Consider the following 14,872-nt stretch of genomic DNA (forward strand, 5'->3'; position numbering starts at 1 on the left):
GGCTACTGGGCGGCTTCCGTCGCCACCAGCTTCCAGTTGGGGTCCCGCGTGCCGAGATCGCGGGCAAAAGTCCACACGTCGGTCACATCGGCCACCGTGTCCGGGCTGCCATCCACCACCGAGCCGTCCGGGCCGCGGGTGACGGAAATGAGCTTCGACACAAACCGAACGGTCAGCTGCGCATTGGTCCCGCGCACGGTGACGTCTTGCAGGTCCGCCGATTCGATGGAGACGAAGCGCGATTCCATCGTCTCCTTGCGGCTCTCGCGGTCGGCAATGGCGGAGACGAAGCCGTCATAGACGTCCTTGGCGAGCAGATCCTTGAGCTGGCGACGGTCCCCCGTGGCGAAGGCGGTGACGATCATCTCGTAGGCTGCGCGGGCGCCGGTCAGGAAGTGCTTGGCGTCGAAGTCCGGCTCGATACGGGCGATCTCGTCGAGTGCGGTGGCGGTGGCAGATCCTTCCGCCGCAACACCCTCCCAGCGGAAGGCCGGCGCCTCGACCTCGGCCGGGCCTGCGGCGCCGGGCGGCGGTCCGTTGCGCTCGGGCAGCGTCACCACCTTGCCCTCGGGGGCCGGCTGCGGCGGACGTGCGGTATCGCGGGAATAGGGATCATAAGGCGGGCGCTCACGCCCCGTCCTCTGCCCCAGAACGCTGCGCAGCCGGACGAAGATGAAGACCGCAAGGGCCAGGAAGATGATCGTATAGATGTCCAGCACTGCGCTTCGCCATGCCTCTCGGGCGCGCCGATCTTCGGCCCGCCGGGTTGCCTCGACCGGTTGCGCGCGCCCCGCCGCGTGCGCTTCCTGCCCATCAGCTTATGTACGTCGAAGCTGACGTATCGCCAGCCCCTGCGCCTCAGAAGCTCACATTTTCCAAGGAAGCTTAAGCCACCGGGGCCGCATGCGCCACCTCCAGCCGGCAGGATCGCGGAGGCTGTCATCGCGTTGACCTCGAGGAGGCACTGACCTACAGTTATTCAAAACGATTAGATTTCGGCCAGAGAAGCCGAATGCCAGGGAGAGAGACACCATGCGCCGGTTTATGATGGCGGGGCTTGCCCTCGCAGCGTCGGCTTTTGCCGCCATTGCACCGAACGCTGCGACAGCGGCTTACCCCGATCGCCCCATCACGCTCATCGTGCCGTGGAACGCCGGGGGCGGAACCGACGCGGTCGCGCGCATCGTCGCCTCGCTTCTTGAGAAGGATCTGGGTCAGCCCATCGCGGTGGTGAATCGCACCGGCGGGCAGGGCGTGGTGGGTCATCAGGCCATCGCCGATGCGGCACCGGACGGCTACACCATCGGCATCATCACCGTCGAAATCGGGATGATGCACTGGCAGGGCCTGACCCAGCTCACCGGCGCCTCCTACACCCCCCTCGCCCTCATGAACGAGGACCCCGCCGGCGTACAGGTGCGTACGGACGCCACCTACAAGACGCTCGACGACCTGATCGCCGACATCAAGGCCAACCCCGGCAAGTTCAAGGCGTCCGGCACCGGTCAGGGCGGCATCTGGCACCTTGCCCTCGCCGGAATGCTGTCCTCGCTCAAGCTCGATCCGAAGAGCGTGCCGTGGGTGCCCTCCAACGGCGCGGCGCCCGGCCTGCAGGACCTCGTGGCGGGCGGCGTGCAGGTCGTCACCTGCTCCATCCCCGAGGCGCGCTCGCTCATCGACGCCAAGCGCGTGAAGAGCCTCGCCATCATGGCGAGCGAGCGCTCCAAGCTGATGCCCGATATTCCCACCCTGAAGGAAGCCACCGGCAGCAGCTGGACCATCGGCGCATGGCGCGGCTTCGCCGCCCCCAAGGGCCTCGACAAGGCGGCCTCGGACAAGCTCCAGGCGGCCCTCAAGAAGGTCTATGACAGCAAGGAATATCAGGACTTCCTCACCAATCGCGGGTTCGGCGGGCGCTATGCGGACGGCCCCGGCTTCGCCGAGTTCATGGCCAAGGCGGATGCCTCCCTCGGCGCCGTCATGAAGGAAGTCGGTCTCGCCAAATAGCGACGGCTCCTGAACGCGGCGGCCCTCGCCGCCGCTTCCTCCCCGCGACGCCGGAGCCGCATCATGCGCTTCAGTGACCTGATCCTCGGCCTGCTGCTGCTCGCGGGGGCTGCCGTCTTGTTCTCGGCCGCATCCGGGCTGCCACCCATACCGGGGCAGGCTTACGGCGCGGATGTCTTCCCCGTTCTGACAGCCGCAGGCCTTGCCGCCTGCGGCTTCATCCTGACGGTGGGCTCGGTTCGCGCGGGGCCATTTCCGCTCGCGCAGACCACATGGGTGCGCACGCCCGGCGCCAGCTTCAGGGCAGCGGCGACGATCGCCCTTGTCCTCGCCTATATCGTGCTGACACCGCTCATCGGCTTCGTCGCCACGGCGACCGTGGTCCTGACCGGCCTTTTTCTCGTGGTGCGGGTGCCGGTGGCGCAGGCGATCGGAATTGCGCTGGCGACGGCCCTCTTCACCTACCTCTCCTTCAACATGTTCCTGCGCGTCCCGCTGCCGCGCGGCCTCGTGGAAGGCTTCCTGCCATGAATGCCGTGCTCGCCGGCCTCGACCTCGTCCTGCGCTGGGACGTGATGCTCACCATCCTCGTCGCGTCGGCCTTCGGCCTCGTGGTCGGCGCCATACCGGGCCTGACGGCGACGATGGCCATCGCCCTCCTCGTCCCGATCACCTTCTTCATGGACCCCATCCCCGCCGTGGGCGCCATGATCTCCTGCTCGGCCATGGCGATCTTCGCCGGCGACATCCCGGCAACGCTCATGCGCATGCCCGGCACGCCGGCCTCGGCCGCCTATTCCGACGAGTGCTACGCCATGACCCGCAAGGGCGAGGCGGAAGTCGCGCTCGGTGCCAACGTGCTGTTCTCGGCGCTGGGCGGCCTGTTCGGCACGGCCATCCTCATCGTCTCCGCGCCGCTGCTCGCGGAGATCGCGCTGGGCTTCTCCTCGTTCGAATATTTCTGGCTGGCGCTGATGGGGCTCGCCTGCGCCATCTTCATCGGCTCGGGCTCCCCGGTGAAGGGGCTGGTGTCGCTTTTCCTCGGGCTGTTCGTGTCGCAGATCGGCATCGACAATCCGGCCGGCGTGCCGCGCTTCACCTTCGGCAATTCCAACCTGCTCGGCGGCGTGGACTTCATCCCGGCCATGATCGGCCTGTTCGCCATGTCGGAGGTGATCCGCACCATGGCGGCCGGCGCGCCCGACTGGTCGGTGCGCCAGACCTCGCTCGGGAATCCGCTGAAGGGCTGGGGCCACCTCATAGTGAAATACTGGCCGCAGCAGATCCGCGGCAACATCACGGGCACCGCCATCGGCATCCTGCCCGGCGCCGGCGCGGACATCGCCGCCTGGGTGTCCTACGCCATGAGCCGGAAGTTCTCGAAGACACCGGAAAAGTTCGGCACCGGCCATGTGGAAGGCATCATCGAGAGCACGTCCGCCAACAATGCGGCCCTCGCCGGCGCCTGGGTGCCGGCGCTGGTGTTCGGAATTCCGGGCGACAGCATCACCGCCATCGTCATCGGGGTGCTCTATCTCAAGGGGCTCAATCCCGGTCCGACCCTGTTCCTGAACAACCCGGAATCCATCTACGCGGTCTTCATCATCTTCATCATCGCCAACCTCGCGATGATCCCCCTCGGCCTCGCCGCGCTGAAGGCGGGAACCGCCCTCCTGCGTTTCCCGCGGCGCATTCTCATCCCGCTCATCCTGCTGTTCTGCATCGTCGGCGCCTATGCGGTGAACAACTCGGCCTATGGCGTGGTGCTGATGCTGGTGTTCGGCGTGCTCGGCTTCCTCATGGAAGAGCACGACATTCCCATTGCCCCATGCGTGCTGGGCATCGTGCTCGGCAAGATGCTGGAGGAGAGCTTCGTCACCTCCATGATCAAGGCGGACGGCAACCTCCTCGCCTTCTTCGAGCGACCCATCGCGGGCGGGCTCGGCGTGCTGACGCTGCTGATCTTCTGCCTGCCCATCTGGGGCGCGCTGAAGCGACGGCGCGCGGCCGCGACCTGAGGCATCGGGGAACCGCATCGGCTCCGCCGGGCTTGAGGTCCTGCCGGCAAAGGCGAAGCCGGCACGCTTGCGTCGCGGCCACGCTTGGCGCAGTAGAAGCTCTCCATCATCGGACTCTCCAATGGCTCCCACAGTCCTGCTTGCGGATATCGGCGGTACAACCACCCGGGTCGCCCGGGCCGGTGCCGACGGCATCCCGTTCGATGTCCGGCTCGAAGCCAACGATTCCTATGCCTCGCTCGAGGATCTGCTGGGCACCTACCTCGCGTCCGTGAGCGGGGAGGCCCCGAGCTGCGGGGCACTGGCGGTTGCCGGCCCCATCGACGGCGACGACGTGCGGCTGACCAACCGCAACTGGCGCTTCTCGACGGAGAAGCTCGCGGCCGATCTCTCCTTTCGCCGGCTCTCGGTGCTCAACGATTTCGAGGCGTTCGCCCACGGGCTGCCGCTGCTCACCCGCGACGATTTGCTGGAGGTGGGCACCGGCCGTGCGGTCGCCGGCGCGCCCATGCTACTGTCCGGTCCTGGAACCGGGCTCGGCACCGCCCTCATCCTGCCGCGCGAGGCCGGCTACGAGGTGCTGGCCAGCGAGGCCGGGCATATGCGCCTCGGCGCCGTGACGACCGACGAGGCCCGCATCGTCGCCCATCTGGTGCGCGACCTTGGCCCGGTGTCGGTGGAGCACGTGCTCTCCGGTCCCGGACTGGTGCGCCTGCACCGCATCCTCTCCGGCGAAAGCCTGTCCTCCCACGCCATCATCAAGGCGGCGCTGGACGGTCAGCGGCAGGAAAAGGAAAGCTGCCACATCTTCCTGCGGCTGCTCGGCCGGGTGCTGGGCGACCTCGCGCTCGCCGTGGATGCCAAGGGTGGCGTCTATGTGGGCGGCGGCGTGGGCCGGGCCATGGCGCATCTTTTCGCCGAGAGTCCGTTCCGCACCGCGTTCGAGGAGCACCCGCCCTATCACGACCGTCTCGCGCAGATCCCCATCCATGTGGTGATGCACGCGACCCCCGGCCTCGTGGGCATCGGCGAGATCGGCCGCCGCCTGCTGGTGGAGTGCTGACCCAATCGGTCAGGCTGCGGCGCGGGCCTCCCGGCCGCAGAAGGCGGCGATCAGGCCGGCAAGCTCCCGCGAGGCGGAGCACGCATTGCTCGTAGCCCGAAGCGCGAGTTCCGTCGGCGGGATGGCCGGCCAGAGGTCGGATGTGGGCAATTCCCGGAGCTTCGGGTTGAGCGCGAGATCGCTCAGGACCGTCACCCCCAACCCGCCCGCAAGCGCCGCCTCGATACCGATCAGGCTCGGGCATTCATAGGCCACGCGCCAGGAACGACCGGCCTTTTCCAGGGCGTGGACGGCCCGGTTGCGGTAAAGGCAGCCCTGCCGGAAAGCCGCGAGGCTCACCACCGCCTCGTCCGGCTCGAAGCCCGCCCCGCAGACCCACACCAGCCGCTCCGGCCAGGCCTCCACCGCGGGGCCGGCCCCCGGCTCGCGCTTCAGCAGCACCACGTCCAGCTCGCCGCGGGCGAAGCCGGCATCGAGATCGCAGCTCAGCCCGCACTCCACCGCGAGACGCACCGCGGGCCGGCTCCGCGCGAACTCGGCCACCACGGAGGTCAGGGCCGCAAGGGCGAAATCGTCCGGAATGCCAAGCCGCACCACCCGCGCAGGGGCAACACCCGACAGGGCCGCGCGAGCCTCCGCACCAAGCGCGAGGATGCGCCGGGCATAGCCGAGCAGACGCTCGCCTTCGGCCGTGAGGCTGACGCCACGGGCATCGCGGTTCAAAAGCTGGTGGCCGAGTTGATCCTCCAGCCGCCGCACCTGCTGGCTCACGGTGGATTGGGTGCGATGGACACGCTCTCCCGCGCGGGTGAAGCCGCCTGCATCCACCACGCTGACGAACGCCTTGAGAAGATCCATGTCCAACATGGCTGCACCTGATATTTGAATTTCCACTATCCAACATCAAATCATTCAATTTTTCAATGTCGCCTGAGCGTGCTTCTCTGCGGTTCAGGAGATGTCATGACCGCCACGCCCCTTCCCCTCGTCGCCTCGCGCCGGACAGACGCGCTGCTGCCCGTCTTCATCGCAGCGTTCTGCATCATCTGGAGCTCGGCCTTTGCGGTCGCCAAGGTGGCGCTGGCGGACTGCCCGCCTTTGCTGCTCCTGTCCGGGCGCTTCCTTGCGGCCGGGCTGCTTGTGCTCGTCGGCTGCGTGCTGTTCCTGCCCGCCTCCCATTTCCGCCGCCTGGACCTGCGCGATATCGCGGCGCTCGCGGCGATGGGCATCCTCAACAACGCGGTCTATCTGGGCCTGAGCTATGTGGGCATGACCCATGTGTCGGCGGGCTTCACGGCCGTCCTCGTCTCCGCCAACCCGCTGCTGACGGCGCTCGGCGCGGCGGTGCTGCTGGGGGAGCGGCTGACGGGGCGCAAGCTGCTCGGGCTCGTCCTCGGCATGATTGGAGTGGCCATCGTGGTGCGCTCGCGCATCGTCTCCGGCCACGAGGACCCGCTGGGCACCGCTTATGTGGTCGGCGCTTTGCTGGCGCTCACGGCGGCAACGCTCATGTTCAAGAAGGTGCGCACCTCTGCGTCCCTGTTCGTCGGCAGCGGCATCCAGTCCCTAGCCGGCGGGCTCGCGCTGCTGCCGGTGGCGCTGTGGCGGGAGGACGTGGCGTCCATCCACCCGACCCTGTCGCTCGGTCTCTCCTTCGCCTGGCTGACGCTGGCGGGCTCGGTCGGCGCCTTCAGCCTGTGGTTCTTCATCCTCGGCCGCACCAGCGCCACCCGCGCGAGCGCCCTGCACTTCCTGATGCCGCCGCTCGGGCTGATGTTCGGATGGCTGCTGCTGGGCGAACCGGTGCCGCCGCTCGACCTCGTCGGCATCGTGCCGATCGCCCTCGGCATCCGCCTCGTGACGACAACGCCATCGGCTCAGAAACGGTAATAGGCGGCGAGCACCACGCCGTTCTCCTGCGGCGCGTTGCGGGCGAAAACGGTGCTGACCACGGACAATTGCACGGTGACGGCCGCCGAGAGATCGTAGGCCGCACCGAACTGCAACTTGTAATACTCGTAGGAGTCGCCGAAGTACGGCCCCGTGCCCGCCCCCTCCGAGATCACGTTGAACGACTGGGCAAGCAGCTGCCAGCGCTCCGCGACGCGCCAGCCCAGCGTGACGTCGAGATGCAGTTCGTCCGGCGGCGGACCGAAGCGCATGCGCTGGGCCAGCTGGACATCGAGGAAGGCCGCTTTTCCGAACATGGTGAAAGACAAGCCGTAGAGCAGACGGAGGTCGATCTCGGGGTCTTCGTACCCCACCGCTGCAGCACTCTGGGAATTGCCCGTGCCCGGAAAGCGGCCCACAACCTGCGCCGAGACTACGCTCGCCTCATCCCGCCACAAGCGCATGCGCGCGCCCACATCCTGATAGCCCGGCCCGGTATAGGACGAGGGCGACGGCTCGCCGAACGAGACATAGAGGAATTGCGGCGCCGCGATCAGCGTCAGCCAGTCGGTCGCGCCATACTCGAAGACGAGAGTGACCTCCACCTTGTCGTAGGGCCGGCTGGCGTAGAGATCGTAGGACGGGCCGAACTCGGTCGCGGAATAGGCCGCCGAGCTTTGCAGGATCACCTGCCCGTGCCCCTCCTCCTGCGTCCAAGCGCCAGCGCGCGCCGGCGCGGGAACGGCAAGGAGGATCAAGGCGATGAGCACGGGGCCGAACCCGGACCAATCGCAAGCCGATTTGCCGAAGTGGATTTTTCCGCGCGCCAGTCCGCCGGCGGCAAGACATGCCCACCCGGCCTTGATCCGGTGCTTGAGATAATCCCCCATCCGCATGCCCTGACCCCATGCGGGTTGAAACTATACCTTAACGCCGCGTAAGGGCACGCCTGACGTAAAGTGACCTTGCGTAAATTTCATCCAGCCTTGTCTTGCCGCCCCAACGCGAACCCACCATATTGACGGCGAACGTACAGGCGCGGCCCCGGCCGGTCTTGGACGTTTGAGATTTCTTCAAGGGGAACGACGATGTCCGATTATGATCGCAACGTCGCCGGGCGTTTCAACCCGTCGGTGGCACGCTCGCAGGCCGCGATCGACCAGGGGCTGCGCACGTACATGCTCAGCGTGTACAACTATATGGCGCTCGGCCTCGCCATCACGGGTGCTGCTGCGCTCGGCATCTACATGCTGTCGGTGACGACCGATCCCGCGTCCGCCGCGGGCCGGATCGCGGGCGGCATCATGCTGACGCAGTTCGGCTACGCGCTGTTCGTGAGCCCGCTGAAGTGGGTGGTGATGCTGGCCCCGCTCGCGGCGGTCTTCTTCCTGAGCTTCCGCATCGAGCGCATGAGCGTATCGGCCGCCCAGCTGACCTTCTGGGTCTATGCGGCGCTGGTGGGCATCTCGCTCTCGACGATCTTCCTCGTGTACACCCACGAGAGCGTCGTGCGGGTGTTCTTCATCACCGCGGCCTCGTTCGGTGCGCTGAGCCTCTACGGCTACACCACGAAGCGTGACCTCTCCGGCATGGGCTCCTTCCTGATGATGGGCCTGTTCGGCATCATCATCGCCTCGCTGGTGAACATCTTCCTCGGCTCGACGATGCTTCAGTTCATCGTGTCCGTGGTCGGCGTGCTGGTTTTCGCGGGCCTCACCGCCTACGACACGCAGCGCATCAAGGAAATGTACTTCGCTGGCGACGACGTCGCCGTCGCGGGGAAGAAGGCCATCATGGGCGCGCTCGCGCTCTACCTGGACTTCATCAACATGTTCATGATGCTGCTGCAGCTTTTCGGCAACCGCAACAACTGATGCGACGCCCCCTTGGGGGAGCTCGCCCGAAACAGGAAGGCCCCGGCATTGCCGGGGCCTTTTTCTTGCGCGCGACGATCGGACGACGGGTCAGCCGCGGCCGATGAAGGGCATCTTGGTGGCCATCACCGTCATGAACTGCACGTTGGCGTCCAGCGGCAGGCTCGCCATGTAGACCACCGCGCTCGCCACATGCGCGACATCCATCACCGGCTCCACCTTGATGGAGAGGTCCGCCTGGGGCACGCCCGCCTTCATCTTCTGCGCCATGGGCGTGTCGGCATTGCCGATATCGATCTGGCCACAGGCGATGTCATAGGCGCGCCCGTCCAGCGACGTGGACTTGGTGAGCCCGGTGATGGCGTGCTTCGTGGAAGTGTAGGGCGCCGAGAACGGCCGGGGTGCCGTCGCCGAGATGGAGCCGTTGTTGATGATCCGCCCGCCGCGCGGCTCCTGCGCCTTCATCACCCGGAACGCCTCCTGAGTGCACAGGAAGGGGCCGGTGAGGTTCGTGGAGACCACCTGCTGCCACTGGGCGAAGGTGAGATCCTCCAGCGGGATCGCCGGGGCGCCGGTGCCGGCGTTGTTGAACAGAAGGTCGAGGCGCCCGAACGTCTCGACGGTCTCCGCGAACAGGGCGCGCACGGCATCCGGATCGGTCACATCGGTCGGGACGGCAAGGCTCGGCGCGTCACCGAGAGCCGCCACGGTCTCTTCCAGAGCATCCAGCCTGCGTCCGGCGAGGGCCACCGCATAGCCCGCTTCGGCCAACCCCACGGCCACCGCCCGACCGACACCCGAGCCGGCTCCGGTCACGATGGCGACCTTTCGTCCTGCCTTGCTCATTTGCTTCCTCCCGCCTTTTTGCCGGGCGGTTCTAAATCGTTTCGAAGCTCGTCGACAAGGCAGATCGGATGGTGGGCGCGCCAATCTCAGTCCGGCGCGCGGGCGGCGAGGGCCTCGAAATCGATGTAATGGCCCGCGCGGTCGCGCTTGGAGGCGAGATAGCGGACATTTTCCGCCGTCGGGCGACCGAGCACCCGCTGGTCGGCAACCACCTCCAGCCCGGCCGCGTTCAGCGCCTCGATCTTCTGCGGGTTGTTGGTGAACACCCGAACCGCGGACACGCCGAGCTGGCGGAGCATGGCGGCGGCGAAATCGAACCGGCGCTGATCGAGGTCGAAACCGAGCGCGGCGTCCGCATCGTAGGTGTCAAAGCCCTGGGCCTGCAGGGCATAGGCGCGCATCTTGTTGGAGATGCCGTTGCCGCGGCCCTCCTGGTCCAGATAGAGCAGGATGCCGCCCTCGCCCTGCGCCATCCGTCGCACCGTGTCGCGCAGCTGATCTCCACAATCGCACTTCAGCGAGCCGAAGAGATCGCCGGTCAGGCACGCGGAATGCAGCCGCACCGCCACCGCCCGCGACAGGTCCGGACGGCCGACGATGATCGCCACCTGGTCGCGCAGTCCATCGCCACCGCGAAAGACGACGAACTCGGTTTCCGGAGCGCCTTCGAGCGGCACTGGCGCGCGCCCGACAATTGTTAGCCGCGCAACCTCTGCGGCCCGGAAGGCCATGATGTCGTGCGCCTCCACCGTCACCAGACCGGCAGCCATACCCTCCGGTACCGAGCAGACCACCGCCGCCGGCAGCACCAAAGCGAGCGCGAGCAATTCCAGGGCAGCGACTTGAGCAGGCGTCGCCGGGGCGACCGGCGCATCGAGCCGCGTCTCGGGCTTGAGCGCCAGACTTGTCACTCGGGCGATATCGAGATGCGGAAGGGCAACCGCGCCCGCCTGGGCACGAGGCGATCCCAACCGATTCAGCCGCGGGGCCGCCAGCACGAGGCTGGCATCAGCGGCGCCAGCGCCCTCGAGCACTCCGGCCATCGTCGCGTCAAACGCCTCCGCAGCCACGACCACCAAACGGACGTCACCCGCCGCGATCACAACGGCGCGAGCGGACCGGACCTCGGCAATGGCGCGCTCCACGGAAAGCCGCCCCGCGTCCGGCGCAAACCCAAGACCTTCAACGATGGACGCCATTTTGACCTCTCACAGCGGGAAACGCGACCAGCCGACGGCGCGAACGATCTGTCGTATCGGCAGGAGCGTAACAAACGGCATGATGACGCGTTCCTGATCGAACTGTCTGCTTACGCCGGGCGAGGACCGATGGATGACACGACCCTGCGGCTCCGGTCGCACAAGCGAGTGAGTGGATATCCGGTGCAGGACCAGGAAGCGGCGGTAAATCCGCGCCCCCACGTCATCGCCCAGCTCGGCCAATCGCTGGACGGGCGCATCGCCACCACCTCAGGCGAGTCGAAATACATCAACGGCCCCCATGCCCTCGACCACCTGCACGCGTTGCGGGCGTCCGTTGACGCTGTGGTGGTGGGGGTGGGAACGGTCTGCGCGGACGATCCGCTGCTGACGGTGCGCCGCATCGCCGGCGTGAGTCCGGCGCGGGTGGTGATCGATCCGTCGGGCCGGGTCGATCCAAATGCGCGCTGTTTCGCCGAGGATGGCGTGCGCCGGCTCGTGGTTCGGCGGCGGAGTGTCTACGCTCCGCTTCCCGCGGGGGTGGACCTGGTGGAGATGGACGACGGTCCCGCGTTCGATCCGTGCGCGATCCTCGAGTCACTCGTGCAGCAGGGATTCAGGCGCATCCTCGTGGAGGGAGGTCCCACTACCCTCTCAGCCTTCCTCGAAGCCGACCTCGTGGACCAGCTTCACGTTTTCGTGTCCCCGGTCATCCTGGGAGCCGGCCGCATCGGCTTGTCCCGCAAGGCATGCGACACTCTGGCTCACGCGCTGCGCCCGAAGGCGCAGGTGCATGTATTCGCCGATGGCGACGTCCTGTTCCGGTGCGATCTGCGGGAGAGCGCCCGCGGTGCCGGTCCGCGGGACGCGCCTTCGCCAGTGGAGGCCAATCCCCCCGATGAACAGCACGTCTCATCACGAGCCCTACGCGCCGCCGGCTAGGCGTATCCACTGGATCATGGCGGTCCTGGTGATCCTCGTGATCCCGCTGGGATTTGCCATGATGAACATGGATTCCGGCCCCACGCAGGACCGGCTGTTTGATCTCCACCGCTCCATCGGCTTCACCATCCTCTGCCTCGCGGTGATCCGCGTGCTGATTCGCATCCTCAATCCGCCTCCAGCCCCGCCCGAGGGCATGCCGAAGGCGCTCTGGATCGTCGCCAATACGGTGCATTACGCGCTCTATGTGCTGATCTTCGTCATGCCCATGCTCGGGTGGCTGGCCTCCAACGCCTTCGGCAGCGCGGTGAGCATCTTCGGGCTGTTCACGCTGCCCAACATCATTGCCAAGAACGACGCCCTCGCCGATCTCTTCGGCGACTGGCACGCGCGGCTCGGCTTCGTCATGACCGCGCTGGTGATCATGCACGCGGGGGCGGGCCTTTGGCATGGCGTCATCCTGCGCGACGGCGTGCTCTCGCGCATGTGGCCGGGCCTGTCGCGCTGATCGAGGAGCTGAGGCGCCGCGTTCCGTTAACGATTGGCGATCCCAAAAAACCGTTCGGTTTCCGGCCGCTGTTTCCGTTGACATGCCGGCGAAGCACTCCTACCTCTTTAGGTAGCCGGCCGGTTTGCAATGCATGAGACGGTCCCTCGCGGGACCGTTCATAGGGGATCAAATCGCATGGCCCTACGCGTGTCCGGAAAGAATCTCGACGTCGGCGAAGCTCTTCGCCAGCGTTTGACCGAGCGGGTCTCGGAAGTCCTCGAAAAATACTTCGACGGTGGATGGTCAGGGCACGTGACCGTCACGAGGGACGGCTCCGGCTACCGCTCCGAATGCATGCTTCATCTTGATTCGGGCGTGAACCTTCAGGCGCACGGCAATGCGCAGGATCCGAATGCCTGCGCCGACGTGGCGGTCGAGAAGATCGAGAAGCGCCTCCGCCGCTACAAGCAGCGCCTCAAGGATCGTCACGGGCATGGCAACGGCAATGGTGTCGATCATGCCGCCCAGAGCTACATCCTCAGCGCCGCGCCCGAAACCGAGACCGAGGAAGAACTCGTCGGCTGGAGCCCGACCGTGGTGGCGGAGCAGGTGACGCGCCTGCGCACGCTCTCGGTGGCGGATGCCGTCGTGGAGCTCGACATCACCGGTGCTCCCGTCGTCGTCTTCCGCCACGCCGGCCATGGCCGGGTCAGCGTCGTCTACCGCCGGCCCGACGGCCACGTGGGGTGGATCGACCCGGGCGCCGAGGAATTGCACTAGACCACGCGCGGGGGGCCTGCTTGCAGGCTCCCCGATGCGCGCCAAAGATCTTGGAAGTCGAGCCCGGGCGGGAACGGTGCCCTCTCGGGTCATGGCAATGCCGGGGGGCAGATGCTGAAAGCCGTGCCGGAGCCTTGCCAAGCGGGCGGGCCGGGACGCTTCGGAACAGCGCCGACCCGCACCAACGAATCTCTGCGCATACCGCCCCGGCTTGAGCCGGAGGCTGGTTAACGCTAGATGGAGGCCGCATGAAGACCTCCGGGAGGGACAACCCTCCCGCGTTTTGAATGGGGACGGAGCAATGCATCGGCGCTTTGGGGGCGCCGCCGCCTTTGATCCGTTCCTTGCGCCCGCCGCTTTACCGAGCCTCGGCCGCTCGCCCCAGGGACCTGATCGATGCCGCTCGCCGACCTCCTTGCCCCGGACGCAGTGTTTCCGATGCTGCGGGCGAGCAGCAAGAAACAGGCCCTGCAGGAACTCTCCCACCATGCAGCCCTGCTGATGGGCCGCGATCAGCGGGACATCTTCGATACGCTGCTGCAGCGCGAGCGCCTGGGCTCGACCGGCGTCGGCAACGGCATCGCCATTCCGCACGGCAAGCTCCCCGGTCTCACCAAGCTGTTCGGCCTGTTCGCGCGGCTGGAGAAGCCCATCGATTTCGAATCGCTGGACGGCGCGCCGGTGGATCTCGTGTTCCTGCTTCTGGCCCCTGAAGCCGCCGGCGCGGATCACCTCAAGGCGTTGGCACGGGTTGCCCGAATGCTGCGAGACCCCGATGTTGTGGAAAAGCTCCGGGCCACGCGCGATGCCGGCGCGATGCACGCACTGCTCACCGCCACCTCGGCCTCAAACGCCGCCTGAGCGCGAGCGGCAACAAAAAGCCGGGCCGTTGCCGACCCGGCGGGAAAATTCAGAACCTTTGCCCGTTGACCGGCCTTCCTGCCGTCAATGCACGCTGACGGTCACCAGCTCGTGCTGCATGGCATTGGCCAGCGCGGCCTCGCGGCTGTCGGTCAGCATGATGGGCGTGCCATCGGCTGCGTGCAGCGTGAACAACGTCATGCCGGGCGCGATCTCCGGCGCCTGCGGGAACAGGGACGGCACGTCCTCCGACTTGATGCTGCGCACGTAGGCGATTTCGCCGCCGCCCAGGACAGCCAGAGCCTCCGGGGTGATGTCCGACAGGACTTCGTGTTCGGTATCGTGGGTCATCAATCTACTCCTCTACTCCTGGCAAATCCGGCACCTCTCCCCTTCAGGAGCGGGAGACGATGTCGATTCGCTTGGCGTGGCGGGCCGGCTCGGGGCGAACCAGATCCACGGACAGGAGGCCGTGCTTCAATTCGGCACCCAGCACATTCATGCCTTCAGCGAGCACGAAGGTGCGCTGGAACTGCCGGGCGGCGATCCCCCGGTGCAGGAAAGTCCGGCCCTGTCCATCCTCGACCTGACGGCCCCGAATGGTCAGCTCCTTCTCCTCCAGCACGACCTCAAGCTGCTCCGCCGTGAAGCCCGCCACCGCCAGGGTGATCCTGAGGCGCAGCGGCTCACCGGCGGCTTCGATCCTCTCCACATTGTAGGGAGGATACCCGTCCGCGCTCTTGGCCACCCGGTCGAGCGCCCGCTCGACCTCGTCGAACCCCAGAAGAAAGGGGGACGACAGGGAAGACATCCGCGACATCAGCCAAAGTCCTCGTCAAGCGACTTTGCATTGCCGGGCATGCACCTATCCGGCCATGCCCGCCGGGACCCTCTCGGCATCC

17 protein-coding genes are annotated in these 14,872 nt (G+C 66.9%); 10 read left to right on the plus strand and 7 right to left on the minus strand.

Annotated elements, in window-relative coordinates:
- Positions 1–2: 2 nt before the first annotated feature.
- Complete coding sequence (locus ACE3QW_RS17600; protein ID WP_197024095.1) at positions 3–716, minus strand: Tim44/TimA family putative adaptor protein; 714 nt, start codon at positions 714–716, stop codon at positions 3–5.
- Between the two features lie 316 nt (positions 717–1,032).
- Between ACE3QW_RS17600 and ACE3QW_RS17605 the strand changes: the two genes are divergently transcribed.
- The 4 genes from ACE3QW_RS17605 to ACE3QW_RS17620 all read left to right on the plus strand — a co-directional run bounded on the left by ACE3QW_RS17605 (position 1,033) and on the right by ACE3QW_RS17620 (position 5,088).
- Positions 1,033–2,007 (plus strand): tripartite tricarboxylate transporter substrate binding protein, encoded by a 975-nt coding sequence (locus tag ACE3QW_RS17605; RefSeq protein WP_374252862.1) that lies wholly within the window; start codon positions 1,033–1,035, stop codon positions 2,005–2,007.
- Positions 2,008–2,070: 63 nt separating this feature from the next.
- Positions 2,071–2,538, plus strand: a complete 468-nt coding sequence (locus ACE3QW_RS17610; RefSeq protein WP_029556161.1) for a tripartite tricarboxylate transporter TctB family protein — start codon at positions 2,071–2,073, stop codon at positions 2,536–2,538.
- Positions 2,535–4,025 (plus strand): tripartite tricarboxylate transporter permease, encoded by a 1,491-nt coding sequence (locus ACE3QW_RS17615; RefSeq protein WP_374252864.1) that lies wholly within the window; start codon positions 2,535–2,537, stop codon positions 4,023–4,025. Before ACE3QW_RS17610 ends, ACE3QW_RS17615 begins: the two co-directional genes overlap by 4 nt.
- Positions 4,026–4,146: 121 nt before the next feature.
- Positions 4,147–5,088 carry an ROK family protein gene (locus tag ACE3QW_RS17620; RefSeq protein ID WP_024276719.1) on the plus strand — a complete coding sequence of 314 codons (942 nt, stop codon included), beginning with the start codon at positions 4,147–4,149 and terminating at the stop codon, positions 5,086–5,088.
- Positions 5,089–5,097: 9 nt separating this feature from the next.
- On the opposite strand, the gene ACE3QW_RS17625 is transcribed toward ACE3QW_RS17620, so the two are convergent.
- Complete coding sequence (locus ACE3QW_RS17625) at positions 5,098–5,955, minus strand: LysR family transcriptional regulator (RefSeq protein WP_374252865.1); 858 nt, start codon at positions 5,953–5,955, stop codon at positions 5,098–5,100.
- A gap of 96 nt (positions 5,956–6,051) precedes the next feature.
- On the opposite strand from ACE3QW_RS17625, the gene ACE3QW_RS17630 reads away from it, so the two are divergent.
- On the plus strand, positions 6,052–6,978 hold the full coding sequence (locus tag ACE3QW_RS17630; RefSeq protein ID WP_250165383.1) for a DMT family transporter: 927 nt from the start codon (positions 6,052–6,054) through the stop codon (positions 6,976–6,978).
- On the opposite strand, the gene ACE3QW_RS17635 is transcribed toward ACE3QW_RS17630, so the two are convergent.
- Entirely contained in the window at positions 6,966–7,748 is a 783-nt protein-coding gene (locus tag ACE3QW_RS17635) for a hypothetical protein (RefSeq protein WP_374252866.1), read from the minus strand. The genes ACE3QW_RS17630 and ACE3QW_RS17635 overlap by 13 nt on opposite strands.
- Positions 7,749–8,066: 318 nt before the next feature.
- On the opposite strand from ACE3QW_RS17635, the gene ACE3QW_RS17640 reads away from it, so the two are divergent.
- A complete protein-coding gene (locus tag ACE3QW_RS17640; protein ID WP_029556166.1) occupies positions 8,067–8,852 on the plus strand; it encodes a Bax inhibitor-1/YccA family protein in 786 nt (261 codons plus the stop codon).
- A 90-nt stretch (positions 8,853–8,942) separates the two neighbouring features.
- Here the strand turns inward: ACE3QW_RS17640 and ACE3QW_RS17645 are convergent, their stop codons facing one another.
- On the minus strand, positions 8,943–9,698 hold the full coding sequence (locus tag ACE3QW_RS17645) for an SDR family oxidoreductase (protein ID WP_374252868.1): 756 nt from the start codon (positions 9,696–9,698) through the stop codon (positions 8,943–8,945).
- An 86-nt stretch (positions 9,699–9,784) separates the two neighbouring features.
- Positions 9,785–10,897, minus strand: a complete 1,113-nt coding sequence (ribA, locus tag ACE3QW_RS17650) for a GTP cyclohydrolase II RibA (protein WP_250165385.1) — start codon at positions 10,895–10,897, stop codon at positions 9,785–9,787.
- 129 nt (positions 10,898–11,026) lie between these two features.
- On the opposite strand from ribA, the gene ACE3QW_RS17655 reads away from it, so the two are divergent.
- From ACE3QW_RS17655 to ptsN, 4 genes are all read left to right on the plus strand, one after another.
- Complete coding sequence (locus ACE3QW_RS17655; RefSeq protein WP_374252870.1) at positions 11,027–11,839, plus strand: RibD family protein; 813 nt, start codon at positions 11,027–11,029, stop codon at positions 11,837–11,839.
- Positions 11,796–12,347, plus strand: coding sequence for a cytochrome b (locus tag ACE3QW_RS17660; RefSeq protein WP_374252872.1), 552 nt, complete (start codon positions 11,796–11,798; stop codon positions 12,345–12,347). The genes ACE3QW_RS17655 and ACE3QW_RS17660 overlap by 44 nt, the downstream gene beginning before the upstream one ends.
- Before the next feature lie 177 nt (positions 12,348–12,524).
- The gene (gene hpf / locus ACE3QW_RS17665) at positions 12,525–13,109 is read left to right on the plus strand and encodes a ribosome hibernation-promoting factor, HPF/YfiA family (RefSeq protein WP_029556171.1); all 585 of its coding nucleotides are present in this window, start codon (positions 12,525–12,527) and stop codon (positions 13,107–13,109) included.
- A gap of 396 nt (positions 13,110–13,505) precedes the next feature.
- Positions 13,506–13,970: a PTS IIA-like nitrogen regulatory protein PtsN gene (gene ptsN / locus ACE3QW_RS17670; RefSeq protein ID WP_029556172.1), complete on the plus strand. Its 465-nt coding sequence runs from the start codon at positions 13,506–13,508 to the stop codon at positions 13,968–13,970.
- 84 nt (positions 13,971–14,054) lie between these two features.
- Here ptsN and ACE3QW_RS17675 read toward each other — a convergent pair whose 3' ends face one another.
- Both ACE3QW_RS17675 and ACE3QW_RS17680 read right to left on the minus strand, forming a co-directional pair.
- The gene (locus ACE3QW_RS17675) at positions 14,055–14,321 is read right to left on the minus strand and encodes a DUF1150 family protein (RefSeq protein ID WP_374252875.1); all 267 of its coding nucleotides are present in this window, start codon (positions 14,319–14,321) and stop codon (positions 14,055–14,057) included.
- 43 nt (positions 14,322–14,364) lie between these two features.
- On the minus strand, positions 14,365–14,790 hold the full coding sequence (locus ACE3QW_RS17680; protein ID WP_024276707.1) for an Hsp20 family protein: 426 nt from the start codon (positions 14,788–14,790) through the stop codon (positions 14,365–14,367).
- Positions 14,791–14,872: the final 82 nt, after the last annotated feature.

The organism is Xanthobacter sp., from assembly GCF_041911315.1.
Taxonomy (GTDB): domain Bacteria; phylum Pseudomonadota; class Alphaproteobacteria; order Rhizobiales; family Xanthobacteraceae; genus Xanthobacter; species Xanthobacter aminoxidans.